We start from the raw sequence: 13954 nt of genomic DNA, 5'->3' as shown, positions 1-13954 counted from the left end.
ATCCGATGCTAAACACATCGGATTTTTCGTTTACTGTTTTTTCATTTCTTGTAAAGTTTGATAAAAATCTTCCTGTTTTGGACGATTTTTCGGTATTTCTCTCAATGGCTCGACTACTTCCAAACTGTCATGGCAATCGGCTGGTAATTGCTGGTAAAGCTTTGTTCCAGCGGTTTTCCAGGCAATCATATCATCAGAAACTTGTTTGATGATTTTTGCAGGATTACCTACGACTAAACTTCGCTTTGGTATCACAGTTTCTGCTTTTACAAACGCCATTGCGCCAACAATCGATTCATCGCCAATTTCAGCATCGTCCATAATTACAGTATTCATTCCTATCAGACAGTTTTCGCCTAAATTCGCACCATGAATTATAGCGCCATGACCAACATGCGCTCCTTTTTTCAATCGAATACTTTTACCTGGAAACATGTGGACAGTGCAGTTTTCTTGCACATTTACACCATCTTCCAAAATAATTTCGCCCCAATCGCCTCTAATTGCTGCACCTGGTCCGATGTAGCAATCTTTACCGATAATAACATTTCCAGTAACAGCCGCTAATGGATGGACAAAACTAGATTTGTGAACAACTGGTATGTGATTTTTGAATTTGTATATAGCCATTAGGCATTAGCTTTTAGCTTTTAGCTGTTAATCTTTTTCTTAAAGATGAATTCATTTTTGACAATTCTGATAGTTCTTTTCTTAATTCTTCATTTTCTTTTTCTGTTATGTATTTTCTTAATTTAGCTTTTGTTGTACATGCAACACATTCATTTACGCTACCTTGAGAAACAATTAAATATCGATTAAAATTAGCATCAGATCCAGAATAACCTTCCGCTATGTTTAGAGCAATAGAATCAGAAGCTCTGCTAAATTGAGAAGAAAGCTTAAAGTCCTCTCTCTTTGGAAACTTTTGAATAATTTTATGAACGAACTCTCCAAGTAAAATAGCTTTTTGGTAGATTTTTAAATCTTCAAACTTGAAATGATATTTACCATTCATATTTATCCTATTTTTCTAAAGGCTAATAGCTACAGACTAACAACTACCCTCTACTTAAACCTTTTCAATTTCTCTTTTGTAAATGAACTCAATACTAATTTCCCACTGATTTTAGCGCGTTCATTTAACAATTCATCCCAATCTTCGGTGCCTCGCCAAAACATTTGTTTCATATGTTTTACCGCTTCCGGGTTGTATTCGCATAAATTTTTAGCAAATTCTGCGACGGCTTCATCCATTTCCTCTGTACTTTCAAAAACTTTGGCAAACAAGCCTTTTTGCATTGCCCATTCTGGTGAATAAAACGAATTAGCATCTATCGCGATTTGCGACATTCCGCTTACGCCCAATTTACGTTCTACGGCTGGTCCGACAACAAATGGTCCAATGCCGATATTCAACTCACTCAATTTGATTGCTGCAAATTTTGTCGCCATACAATAATCCATTGCTGAAGCTAAGCCTACGCCTCCCCCAACAGTTTTGCCTTGCACACGCCCAATAATGAATTTGGGACACTTTCGCATGGCATTGATCACGTTTGCAAAACCCATAAAGAATTTTTCGCCTGTTTTTTCGTCATCAATATTGATTAATTCTTTGAAGCTAGCTCCTGCGCAAAAGGTTCGGTTTCCGCCAGATTTCAAAATGATGACTAAAACCTCATCGTTTTGTCCAACCTCTGTAATAGTTTCAGCTAGTTGAGCCAAAATATCACTCGGTAAAGAATTGTGTGCTGGATGAAAAAATTCAATTATTGCAATTTTGTCTTGTATGTCTTTTTTTACGTAAGCTTCTGTCATCGTATTTAATTTCTTAATGTTCATATTATTTAATCTCCAAATCTAACAATTGTTAGCTTGAAAGACAAGATTTCAGTTTAGAAGCTGAATCAAATTATCATCATTTTTAAAAACAAAACAGTGAATATTCATATAAATGATAGTTTTCAACAATTAAAAGTCGGTTTTATTGCAAAATCTTAAAAAAATATAACAAACCTTAGTTGATGTTGAAGTATCTAATGATTAAATTTGTAATGTCTTAAAAGGCTTTTTTTAATTAAAATTTAAAATAATAAAAGATCTATGAAACAAGATACATTTCAGGCTCCAGATTACTATAATATTGACGATTTATTAACTGAAGAACATCGTTTAATTCGTCAAGCGGCTAGAGATTGGGTAAAACGTGATGTTAGCCCAATTATAGAAGAAGCAGCACAGAAGGCTGAATTTCCAAAATCGATTATCAAAGGTTTATCAGAAATCGGTGCTTTTGGACCTTACATTCCTGAAGAATATGGTGGTGCTGGGCTCGATCAAATTTCTTACGGATTGATTATGCAAGAAATTGAACGCGGTGATAGTGGCGTGCGCTCAACAGCATCGGTGCAATCTTCTTTAGTTATGTTTCCAATTTATGCTTACGGCACTGAAGCACAAAAGAAAAAATTCTTGCCGAAATTAGCTTCTGGTGAAATGATGGGATCTTTTGGTTTAACTGAACCCGACCACGGTTCAAATCCAAGCGGAATGGTGACCAATTTCAAAGATAAGGGCGACCATTATTTACTAAATGGCGCCAAAATGTGGATTTCAAACTCTCCGTTTTGTGATGTTGCTGTCGTTTGGGCAAAAAATGAAGAAGGCAGAATTCATGGGCTTTTAGTAGAACGTGGGATGGAAGGTTTTTCTACCCCAGAAACCCATAATAAATGGTCGCTTCGTGCATCTGCCACTGGCGAATTGATTTTCCAAGATGTAAAAGTGCCAAAGGATAATTTATTAACTGGAAAAAGCGGTCTTGGCGCTCCACTTTCTTGTTTAGATTCTGCTAGATATGGTATTGCTTGGGGCGCGATTGGCGCAGCTATGGATTGTTATGATACCGCTTTGCGTTACGCCAAAGAACGCATTCAGTTTGGAAAACCAATTGCTGGTTATCAACTCCAACAAAAGAAATTGGCTGAAATGATTACTGAAATTACCAAAGCACAACTTTTAGCACTTCGTTTGGGTCAACTTAAAAATGAAGGAAAAGCAAGTTCTGCACAAATTTCGATGGCGAAAAGAAATAATGTGGATATGGCAATAAATATTGCGCGAGAAGCCAGACAAATTCTAGGCGGAATGGGAATTACTGGAGAATACAGCATTATGCGCCATATGATGAATTTGGAAAGTGTAATAACTTACGAAGGCACCCACGATATTCATTTATTGATTACTGGTCTAGATATAACAGGAATTTCTGCTTTCAAATAAAGTATTTGATTTTTATTAAAAACAGTTTAAAACCGTGGTTTTCACTTAGAACCACGGTTTTTTTATTGTAATTTTGTCTATATAAAAATTATTTAAATGAATATCGAACAAATTCAATCTGAACTAAAATCGCAACGAAATCAACTCATAGAACACAATTTATATAAAAGCATAGAAAGTCCGCAAGATTTGAAGATTTTCATGCAACATCACGTTTTTGCAGTTTGGGATTTTATGTCCTTATTAAAATCGCTTCAGTATGAATTGACACGAACCTCTGCTCCTTGGTTTCCTGTTGGCAATGCCAAGCATCGGTATTTGATTAACGAAATTGTTTTAGCTGAAGAAACAGATATCAATATGAACGGCGAACGCCAAAGTCATTTTGAAATGTATTTGGACGCGATGCAAAAAGCCAATGCCAATACTGAACCTGTCCATACTTTTATGGAACAAATAAAACACGGTACAGATATTTTTTTAGTTATTGCAACAAGTGATTTACCCGAAACAGTAAAATCTTTTTTAATATTCACTTTCAACACTATTAAAGAAGGAAAATTACACAAAATTGCCGCTGCGTTTACGTTTGGTCGCGAAGAATTGATTCCGGATATGTTCACTTCTATTATTAATGAAATTCAACAGAGATTTCCAGAAGAGGATTTGAGTTTGTTCAAATATTATTTCGATAGACATATTGAATTAGATGGCGATGAACATGGGCCAATGGCGCTAGAACTTATTTCTGAATTATGTGGCGAAGATGAAATAAAGTGGCAAGAAGCCCTAGAATGTTCTAAAGAAGCTTTAGAAAAAAGACAACAACTTTGGAATGGTATTGCTAAAGAAGTAAATTATTTCAAGGCGATTGCTTAGCTTTTAAATATCATATCTACACTAAAATAAAAAGCGGCAAAATTCAAATATGAATTTTGCCGCTTTTTATTTGTTTCAAATTTATAATCTATGCATAAAAATATTTTTCTATAACAATAAAGACAGCTGCGCCAGCTAGAAATCCAGTAAGAGCAATCCAAGCAATTTTCTTGAAATACCAAATAAAATCGATTTTTTCCATGCCCATAGCCGCAACTCCAGCCGCAGAACCAATTACTAACAAACTCCCTCCTGTTCCCGCAGAATAAGCTATAAAATGCCAGATTGGACTGTCTGTTGGAAAATCGTACATTCCCATTGTAGCAGCAACCATCGGCACATTGTCGATTAAAGAAGACAAAGCTCCTAATAACAAAATCACCAAATCCATATTGGGTATGGTTTGCGATAATGATTCCGCAGCATAACGTAAAGTGCCAACCTCTTGACCATTGATACTGCCATAAACTAAACTTTCCAAAGCCGCAACAGAAAGTAGAATTCCTAAGAAAAACAAAATACTAGAAAATTCAATTTTAGAAAGTGCTCTATGTGTTGAATAGCGATACTTTTGATTTTTAGGCAAGTTTTTTTCTGGTCGAACGTATTCAGAAACCAACCAAACCACGCCCAAACTAAACATCATGCCCAAGTATGGAGGCAAGCCTGTAATTCCTTTGAAAATTGGCACAAAAACTATCGCAGCTAAGCCAACATAAAGCATCGTTTTACTACTCAATAATCTTTCGGCTTCTTCATCAACAATTAATTCCTTACGAATTGCTTTCCCCCGAAACGGTTTCATATTAGAAGCAATTAGAAACGGAACAATAAAACAAAATAGAGAAGGAACAATTAAATATTCTGATAGTCCAACGGCGGTCACTTTTCCGCCAATCCAAAGCATGGTAGTTGTAACGTCTCCAATTGGTGACCAAGCGCCACCAGCATTGGCTGCTATAATAATCATGGCAGCATACCAAATTCTGTAATTTCTTCTAGCTAAAATTTTTCTTAATAAAGTAATCAAGATAATTGTAGCCGTTAGGTTATCGATAATTGCAGAAAGTACGAAAGCTAAAATCCCCAAAGTCCAGAGTAATCGTTTTTTACTTTTGGTAGTAATTGCGTTTTTAATAATTCCAAAACCACGATGTAAATCAATAATTTCAACAATTGTCATTGCACCGATTAAGAAAAATAAAATCTCGCCAATACTGCTAAAATGATGAATCAAATTACTTTTGAAACCTTCTGCAATTGCTTCTTCATCATCTAGAAAAAAACCAAAGACATGTCCATGACTATCTACGATATTGAACCAGCCAGCATTAAAACCAATAGCTAAAAATGCCCACATTGTTGTTCCCATTAACAATGCAGGCACAGCTTTATCTAACTTTAAAGGATGTTCTAATGTGATGCCTAAATAGCCAATCACAAAAATTATAATGATTATTGAAACCATTTTTTATGTATGTATTACACCAACTGTTTTAGAGCAATTTCAAAAGCAGTACGGCTGATATTTTTTGTATCGTTATTATTTTCAAATGTATTCTGGATTGCGTTTTTGATAGTAATTGAAATGTCATTGAAAATAGCTTCGTCTGTCATTTGAATTTTGCGTTCCATAAAATAGGCGAAAACTCTTGCCATGCCGCAGTTTGCAATAAAATCTGGAATCACGCTCACTTTACTATCGGCGTATTCCATAATTGGACCGAAGAAAATTTCTTTGTCAGCAAACGGAACATTTGCTCCACTTGAAATCACCTCTAAACCATTATTTACCAAAGCATCTATCTGGTCTTTTTGAATTAATCTTGATGCTGCGCACGGTGCAAAAATTTCAGCGCCTAAATTCCAAAACTTTTCGTTAGCTTCTTCAAAATTGATCATATTTGGTGAACGCAAAGTATTGCCGTCTTTGTTCAAAAATAATTCTTTGATTTCTTCAAAAGTAAACCCATTTTCATTGATCAAACCGCCATCTTTATCCAAAATCCCAACAACTTTAGCGCCCATTTGTGCCAAATAATACGCGGCTGCGGAACCTACATTACCAAATCCCTGAACAATGGCTTTTTTACCTTCAACATTGCCACCATAAATATTGTAAAAATGCTTCACCGATTCTGCCACACCAAAACCAGTAATCATATCTGCTACAGTGAATTTACGCAACAAGTCTGGCGTATAATCTTTGTTTTCAATCACTTTTATAACACCGTGTCTCAACTGACCTATTCTATTGATTTTGTCAGCTTCTGTAGGTTTAAAGTGACCGTTAAAAACACCTTCTTGGGGATGCCAAACTCCACAACTTTCTGTAATAGGAATGACTTCATGAATTTCATCTACATTCAAATCGCCACCAGTTCCGTAGTAACTTTTCAGTAAAGGAGAAACCGCTTTGTACCAACGTTCCAAAACTGCTTGTTTTCTTGGATCTTTAGGGTCGAAGTTAATGCCCGACTTTGCCCCGCCAATGGCCGGTCCGGAAACAGTAAATTTTATTTCCATCGTTTTAGCCAAAGACATAACTTCATTTTCATTTAGGCCTTTTCTCATTCTGGTTCCGCCACCAGCTGCACCACCTCGTAAAGAGTTGATTACAGTCCAGCCTTCAGCATCAGTTTCAGAATCCTTCCAGTGAAAAACTATTTCTGGTGATTTTTCTTCGTATTTATTCAGTAATTCTTTCATTCTAATAACTTTAATAAATTCAAAATTTGCCACAAATATAGAGAATAGAATGCGTTATCTTTAACAATTCATTATAAAAAAAAGAGGGTTTTGAATAATTTTTAAGCGCGAAAAACTCTCCCGGAACTATGGTTTTTTTTCACACCTGTTACCGAAGCTAAAACGTTAATCTCATTACGGATTCTCAGAATTCCCAAAAAAGCGAAAATCAAAGCTTCCTTGTAATTTACCAATTGAGATTCGGGAATAATTAATTTTGAATCTGATAATTTTTCAATTTCTGAAATTAAATAAGAATTGAATGCTCCACCGCCAGTCACAAGAACTTTGGAATTCCATTCAAACTGAGAAGCAATTTGCATGGCGAAATGTTTGGTACATGTTGCAATGATTTTTTCTGGCTTCAAATTATATTGTTCCAAAATTGGAAAAAAGTTGGCTTCCAGCCATTCTGTTCCAAGTGATTTTGGAGGTTGTTTTTTGTAAAACTGAATCTGATTCAGCTGTGCTAATAAGTCTTCATCAATTTTTGAATTTCTGGCGATTGCTCCTCCTTCATCGTATTCAAAGCCAAGTTTTTCGGCGTAGAAATTTAATATTTTATTCACTGGGCAAATATCGTAGGCAAGCCTTTCGGAATTTCTTTTGAAAGACAAATTGGCGAATCCACCCAAATTCAAACAATAATCGTATTCAGAAAACAAAAGCTCGTCACCAATTGGCACAAGCGGCGCACCCTGACCACCTAAAGCCACATCGCCTACACGAAAATCACAAACGACAGTTTGCCCTAACAATTTTGAAATTTTTGGTAAATTACCGATTTGCAAAGTTTGTCCCAATTCTGGCTCATGCAAAATAGTATGACCGTGAGAAGCAACAAAATCAAGTTTATTTATATTATATTTTTCAATAAAACTTTGAATAAAATCACTTAAATAAACTGTGTAATGTTCATTGACTTGTTTTAAATCAAATTCATTATATCGGTGAGCTGAATGAAGTTTATTTTTCCAAACATCTGTATAAGGAAGGGTTTCCGCATGAATAATTTGATAATTCCAAGTTTCATTTTTAGTAAATTCGGCATAAACTAAATCGACTCCATCCAGAGAAGTTCCCGACATTACACCAATCACATTATAGGATTGCATTTTAATTTTTCTATCAAAAATACGGTAAAATTGAAATTTCAAGCTCCATGATTGATAAGAATAATGAATTAATGCAAAAAAAAATTGAAGTATTCTTTTACACAAATCTTAAATTATCACATCAAAGACTGAGAAATATTTAGCTAAGCCTTATATTTGTAGCAAAATTTTAATAAATCTGAAACTACTATAATATGGATTTTAAGTTGACAGAAGAACACGAAATGATACGCCAAGCGGCTAGAGATTTTGCCAATAATGAGCTAAAGCCGGGTGTTATAGAACGGGATGAAAAGCAAGAATTTCCAAAAGAGCAAGTGAAAAAGTTAGGAGAGCTTGGTTTTCTTGGCATGATGGCTTCACCAGAATTTGGTGGCGGCGGAATGGACACAGTTTCCTATGTTTTGGCGATGGAAGAATTATCTAAAATTGATGCGTCAGCATCTGTGGTTGTCTCTGTTAACAATTCTTTGGTTTGCTGGGGATTAGATACTTATGGCTCTCAAGAGCAAAAAGAAAAGTATTTGTCTAAATTGACAACAGGAGAAAAATTGGGTGCATTTTGTTTAAGTGAACCAGAAGCAGGAAGCGATGCTACTTCGCAGAAAACGACTGCAATAGATAAAGGCGACCACTATGTGATCAACGGCACTAAAAACTGGATTACAAATGGAAATTCTGCCGATATTTACTTAGTAATTGCACATACCGATAAATCAAAAAAACATCGTGGAATCAATGCTTTTATTTTAGAAAAAGGCATGGAAGGTTTTGAAATTGGACCGAAAGAACAAAAAATGGGAATTCGTGGAAGCGATACGCATTCTTTAACTTTCAATGACGTAAAAGTTCCTAAAGAAAACCGAATTGGTGAAGATGGATTTGGTTTCAAATTTGCGATGAAAACCCTTTCTGGTGGTAGGATTGGTATTGCTGCCCAAGCTTTGGGAATTGCTGCTGGCGCCTATGAATTAGCTAAAGAATATTCTAAAATCAGAAAAGCATTTGGTACGGAAATCAAAAACCACCAAGCTATTGCTTTCAAATTAGCTGATATGCATACAAGTATTGAAGCAGCTAGACATATGGTTATGAAAGCCGCTTGTGATAAAGATAATGGTGAAAACTACGATTTATCCGGCGCGATGGCAAAACTATATGCGTCACAAGTTGCGATGGATGTTGCTGTTGAGGCGGTTCAAATTCATGGTGGAAATGGTTATGTGAAAGAATATCATGTTGAGCGATTGATGAGAGATGCTAAGATTACACAAATCTATGAAGGCACTTCAGAAATCCAAAAAATAGTGATTTCAAGAACAATTTTAGCAGACTAATTTTTGACTAAATATTATTTCAAAGCTTGGGTGTATGCTCAAGCTTTTTTTGTGTTTAAAAAATCGAGTCTGGATTAAAATATTATACTTAAATTTGTCCAAAATCTAATTAATTATGAAAAGAATTTACCTCACTCTTATTTTGTGTTTTGGTGTTTTATGTTTGCAAAGCCAAAACGCTCCTTACAACTTAGAAGTTGATAATGAGCCGTATAACGATTTAGTTAATCCAACTGTCATAACAAGTTCTCAAGCTTGGATGGCACCTAACTTAAACATTCCAATTGGGTTTGATTTCAATATGTTTGGCGAAGATATAAACACGTTTTACACTTCAGAAGACATAGGATCTGTAACTTTTTTAATCAACAATCCAAACGACCAAGGTGATCAGAATATTGTATTGGCAGGTTATGGTAGTTTTGTCGTAGATCGCGGTTATACAGGAGACACTGGTCCCCCAGATTCTTTAATTGAAAATTTAAATAATTCTCAATCGACAATTTCTTTTACACATGAAGGCCAAACTGGGAGTCAAATTTGTAAAATTGAATGGAAAAATTTGGGCTTTCTTCTCGAAATATTATTTAATGAAACCAATAACGATTATGCCAATGCACAAGTTTGGCTATATGAATCAGATAATTCTTTTGAAGTTAGATTTGGAGACTCATCTACTAATTCTCCATTCACATATAGCCCGTCAAGTGATGGTTTAACCGGCCCAATTGTGGCTGCGTCTTTTGAAGATGTTTCAGAAGAAGGTGGAATTATACTTTCTGGAAATCCAGATTCACCAAACATTGTTACAGATTTTGAATCTAACATTACTGGACTAAATGGCCACCCTCAGGAAGGTTTGGTCTTAAGGTTAACGCCAAATAATTTAACTTCAGAAGAATTCAAAAATCTTCAAAACATCAGTTTATATCCGAATCCAGCTGTAGATTATTTCAGTTTGGCAAATACCGCCAATCTTCAAATTCAAAAGGTGAAAATCTTTGATTCTGCTGGAAAGAAAATTTCTAAAATTGAACATAATTTTGACAAAATAAATATTCAAAATTTGAATTCTGGTTTGTATTTCATTCAAATTGAAACTGAGAAAGGCAAAACCGTTAAGCAATTGCTGAAAAAATAAAAACCAGTTTTATTGAAAAAATTTAACAGCCTAAGCGATTTTAGTTTAGGCTGTTTTTATTTGAAATTTAAACTAAAGTCTTGTTCACTTATCTTATTTTTGAACATAACTAAAAATAATGACTTCAGATGTACATAAGGTTTTTCAAAGTAATTTTTGATGTATTTTGGTCATTAGTTTTACTAGCGGTTTTATTTCCTTTGTTACTTTTTGTTTATCTTATTTTACTTATGATCCATAAGTCAAATCCAATATTTTATCAGAAACGTGTCGGGCAATTTGGTGAAAACTTCACTATTTTAAAATTCAAAACAATTAAAGCAGATTCCAGTTCAAATCTTTTTTTAAAATTTCTTAGAAAAACTAAAATCGACGAGCTTCCACAACTAGTCAATGTCATAAAATGTGAAATGAGTCTTGTTGGACCGAGACCTGATTTGCCTGGATATTACGATCAGCTTCAAGGTGGAAATCGAAGTATTCTAGACTTGAAACCTGGCATTACTGGTTACGCCTCTATTGAGTTTGCAAACGAAGAGGAAATTCTATCCCAACAAGAAAATCCATTAGAATATAACGATCAGGTTATATTTCCTGAAAAAGTTAAACTTAATTTGAAATATCGAAATAATATTTCTTTTGGTCTTGACATTAAAATACTGATTAAAACTTTACTTTTACCTTTCAAATAAAATAGCCAATATGTCATCAGAATTATCTAAAATATGGTTGTCTTCTCCACATATGGGTGGTAAAGAACAAGATTTTGTAAATAGCGCTTTTGCGGAAAATTGGATTGCTCCGCTTGGACCAAATGTCAACGGATTTGAAAAAGACTTGGTCAACTATATCAATCAAGACAAGCATATTGCAGTCTTAAGTAGCGGTACTGCTGCTATTCATTTGGCACTGGTAAAACTTGGTGTTCAATCTGGTGATGAGGTAATTTGTCAAAGTTTTACTTTCTGCGGTTCTTCGAATCCGATTGTCTACCAAGGTGCAAAACCTATTTTCGTAGATAGTGAGCCAAGCACTTGGAATATGTGTCCAAAAGCTTTGAAAGAAGCTATTGAGGATAGAATTTCTAAGGGTAAAAAACCAAAAGCAATTATACCTGTTCACTTGTATGGCATGCCTTATTTGGTCGATGAAATTCATGCCGTCGCATCGAAATATGAAATTCCAATTATTGAAGATGCAGCGGAGTCCTTAGGTTCAACTTACAAAAATAAATCTTGCGGTACTTTTGGAGCTTATAGCGCTTTGTCCTTCAATGGTAATAAAATCATTACAACTTCTGGCGGTGGTGCATTGGTTTGCCCAACTGAATCCGACAAACAGAAAATCGTATATTATTCCACTCAAGCTAGAGATAATGCACCGCATTATCAACATTCAGAAATCGGTTTCAATTATAGAATGAGCAATATTTCAGCTGGAATTGGTCGCGGACAAATGTTGGTTTTAGACAAGCATGTTGCATTGCGTAGAAAAATGCATGATTTTTACGTTTCTATTTTTAAAGACATCAAAGGCGTAAAGGTGTTAACTGAACCGAACGAAAATTTCAAAAGTAATCATTGGTTGTCTGCAATTACTATAAACCCAGAGCAAACGAATGGTATTTCTCGTGAAGATTTGAGACTTCACTTGGAAAAATATAATATAGAAAGTCGCCCACTTTGGAAACCGATGCATATGCAACCTGTATTTGAAAACACACCTTTTTATGGTGGGAAAGTTGCTGAAAAATTATTTGAACAAGGGCTCTGTTTGCCTTCGGGTTCAAATCTTACGGACGAGGATCGAGAAAGAATTAAGCAAGGAATTAGAGAAGTTTTTAAAATCTAAATTCATGAATTTACAAGACATTATTCAATCCAGACGGTCAGTATATCCTAAGCAGTTCAATTCTGAAGAAATTTCTAAAAAAGAATTAGATACGGTTTTGGAATCTGCCAACTGGGCACCGAATCACAAACATACTGAACCGTGGCGATTCAAAATTTTGCAAGGCGATAGCAAGTTAAAACTTGGACGTTTTCTCGTTGACAAAAAAGCTGAAATTAAGGGAAAAAGTTCAAATTTTGAGAGCAAAAAAAATATTTCGAAATTCGAAAAATCACACACAGTTATAGCTATTTGCATCAAAACTCACCCTGGCAAAATACCTGAATGGGAAGAAATTGCAGCAGTTGCCATGGCTGTACAAAATATGTGGCTTACTGCATTTGACTTGAAAATCGGTGCATATTGGAGTTCACCAAAAATGATTCACCATTTAGACGAATTTTTTGAATTTGAAACAAACGAAAGATGTTTAGGCTTTTTTTATATGGGAAAATTTGACGGAGAATTACCACAAGGCAAACGAAAAACAAGCATTCAAGATAAAATTGAATACATTTAAAGTATTGAATTTTAGTCAAATACTATTATCGGATAGTTAAAAAAAAGGAATTTCCCGATAATAGTTGTATATTTGTGGTATGTGGAGAATGGATAATACATATCGCCCAAAATTAGACACAACTTTCAAAAGACTGGAAGAAAAGAAGAATCTGCTAACCAAAGCCAGACCGCTCCCAAGCATAGCTTTGGGAAAAATAAAAGAAGCTTTGGCTGTAGAATGGATTTACAACTCCAACAGCATCGAAGGCAACACACTTACACTCAGGGAAACCCAAATGGTGCTTCAAGAAGGCATCACTGTCAAAGGAAAATCGCTTCGTGAGCATTTTGAAGCCAAAAATCACGAGTTAGCTCTGAATTATCTTTACAAACTAGTGAACCCAAACTATGAGCTGTCTGCCAAAGACATCATGAAGCTTCATGAGTTTGTGCTTAGAAGTATAGAAGAAGATTTTGCTGGACGCTTCAGAACAGCAGGTGTGCGTATTACTGGCGCAAATTTTGTACCTCCAAATGCAAGAAAAGTTTCAGATTTGGTCGATGAATTGGTAAAATTCATAAAAGAAAATCCATTAGGACTCAACACTTTGGAGTTGGCTACATTTTTCCATCATAAATTTGTTTGGATTCATCCATTTTTTGACGGAAATGGCAGAACAGTACGCTTGGCAATGAATTTAATTTTGATGAAAGAAGGTTTTACGCCTGCTATTATTTTGAGTACAGACCGCAAGAAATATTATTCAGCATTGAATTCTGCAAACAAAGGCAATTATGAAAAGCTAATGCTACTCATGGCACAAGCTTTGGAACGCACACTGAATATTTATCTCAATGCATTGCCAGAAGCCAATGACGATTATCAAGAAATTGCTAACTTAGTAGAAGAGGAAAACTTGCCTTATAGCCAAGACTACATTAGTCTTTTGGCACGTCAAGGTAAAATAGACGCCTACAAAGAAGGTCGAAACTGGCTGACTTCCAAAAAAGCGATTGAAGATTATATTCAAAATAGAAAGCGAAAACGCTAGCAAACGGTA

The 13954-nt window shown here is 35.1% G+C and carries 14 protein-coding genes; 8 read left to right on the top strand and 6 right to left on the bottom strand.

The genetic code is table 11. The features are described from left to right. Positions 1–30: 30 nt before the first annotated feature. The 3 genes from EIG86_RS13930 to EIG86_RS13920 are packed head-to-tail and all read right to left on the bottom strand — an operon-like array spanning position 31 to position 1818. Positions 31–630: an acyltransferase gene (locus EIG86_RS13930; protein WP_127846794.1), complete on the bottom strand. Its 600-nt coding sequence runs from the start codon at positions 628–630 to the stop codon at positions 31–33. Between the two features lie 13 nt (positions 631–643). Further along, positions 644–1015 (bottom strand): four helix bundle protein, encoded by a 372-nt coding sequence (locus tag EIG86_RS13925; RefSeq protein WP_127846793.1) that lies wholly within the window; start codon positions 1013–1015, stop codon positions 644–646. 50 nt (positions 1016–1065) lie between these two features. After that, positions 1066–1818 (bottom strand): enoyl-CoA hydratase/isomerase family protein, encoded by a 753-nt coding sequence (locus EIG86_RS13920; RefSeq protein ID WP_127846816.1) that lies wholly within the window; start codon positions 1816–1818, stop codon positions 1066–1068. A 285-nt stretch (positions 1819–2103) separates the two neighbouring features. On the opposite strand from EIG86_RS13920, the gene EIG86_RS13915 reads away from it, so the two are divergent. Both EIG86_RS13915 and EIG86_RS13910 read left to right on the top strand, forming a co-directional pair. Further along, the gene (locus tag EIG86_RS13915) at positions 2104–3282 is read left to right on the top strand and encodes an acyl-CoA dehydrogenase family protein (RefSeq protein ID WP_127846792.1); all 1179 of its coding nucleotides are present in this window, start codon (positions 2104–2106) and stop codon (positions 3280–3282) included. A 96-nt stretch (positions 3283–3378) separates the two neighbouring features. Then, the gene (locus EIG86_RS13910) at positions 3379–4161 is read left to right on the top strand and encodes a DUF3050 domain-containing protein (RefSeq protein WP_127846791.1); all 783 of its coding nucleotides are present in this window, start codon (positions 3379–3381) and stop codon (positions 4159–4161) included. A gap of 88 nt (positions 4162–4249) precedes the next feature. Here the strand turns inward: EIG86_RS13910 and nhaD are convergent, their stop codons facing one another. The 3 genes from nhaD to EIG86_RS13895 form a co-directional block, all read right to left on the bottom strand. Next, positions 4250–5629 carry a sodium:proton antiporter NhaD gene (nhaD, locus tag EIG86_RS13905; protein ID WP_127846790.1) on the bottom strand — a complete coding sequence of 460 codons (1380 nt, stop codon included), beginning with the start codon at positions 5627–5629 and terminating at the stop codon, positions 4250–4252. 14 nt (positions 5630–5643) lie between these two features. Further along, positions 5644–6870 (bottom strand): Glu/Leu/Phe/Val dehydrogenase dimerization domain-containing protein, encoded by a 1227-nt coding sequence (locus tag EIG86_RS13900; RefSeq protein ID WP_127846789.1) that lies wholly within the window; start codon positions 6868–6870, stop codon positions 5644–5646. A gap of 101 nt (positions 6871–6971) precedes the next feature. After that, entirely contained in the window at positions 6972–8024 is a 1053-nt protein-coding gene (locus EIG86_RS13895; RefSeq protein ID WP_127846788.1) for an anhydro-N-acetylmuramic acid kinase, read from the bottom strand. A gap of 194 nt (positions 8025–8218) precedes the next feature. Between EIG86_RS13895 and EIG86_RS13890 the strand changes: the two genes are divergently transcribed. The 6 genes from EIG86_RS13890 to EIG86_RS13865 all read left to right on the top strand — a co-directional run bounded on the left by EIG86_RS13890 (position 8219) and on the right by EIG86_RS13865 (position 13945). After that, positions 8219–9361, top strand: coding sequence for an acyl-CoA dehydrogenase family protein (locus tag EIG86_RS13890; protein ID WP_127846787.1), 1143 nt, complete (start codon positions 8219–8221; stop codon positions 9359–9361). A 115-nt stretch (positions 9362–9476) separates the two neighbouring features. After that, on the top strand, positions 9477–10502 hold the full coding sequence (locus EIG86_RS13885; protein WP_127846786.1) for a T9SS type A sorting domain-containing protein: 1026 nt from the start codon (positions 9477–9479) through the stop codon (positions 10500–10502). Positions 10503–10630: 128 nt separating this feature from the next. Then, entirely contained in the window at positions 10631–11194 is a 564-nt protein-coding gene (locus EIG86_RS13880) for a sugar transferase (RefSeq protein ID WP_127846785.1), read from the top strand. 10 nt (positions 11195–11204) lie between these two features. After that, entirely contained in the window at positions 11205–12353 is a 1149-nt protein-coding gene (locus EIG86_RS13875; RefSeq protein ID WP_127846784.1) for a DegT/DnrJ/EryC1/StrS family aminotransferase, read from the top strand. A gap of 4 nt (positions 12354–12357) precedes the next feature. Beyond that, the gene (locus EIG86_RS13870) at positions 12358–12912 is read left to right on the top strand and encodes a nitroreductase family protein (protein WP_127846783.1); all 555 of its coding nucleotides are present in this window, start codon (positions 12358–12360) and stop codon (positions 12910–12912) included. A gap of 79 nt (positions 12913–12991) precedes the next feature. After that, positions 12992–13945 carry a Fic family protein gene (locus tag EIG86_RS13865; protein WP_127846782.1) on the top strand — a complete coding sequence of 318 codons (954 nt, stop codon included), beginning with the start codon at positions 12992–12994 and terminating at the stop codon, positions 13943–13945. Positions 13946–13954 lie beyond the last annotated feature (9 nt).

It is taken from the genome of Psychroflexus aestuariivivens (assembly GCF_004010055.1).
Taxonomy (GTDB): Bacteria; Bacteroidota; Bacteroidia; order Flavobacteriales; family Flavobacteriaceae; genus Psychroflexus; species Psychroflexus aestuariivivens.
The sequence above is the reverse complement of the archived record's forward strand: the minus strand, read 5'-3'. Positions and strand labels throughout refer to the sequence as shown.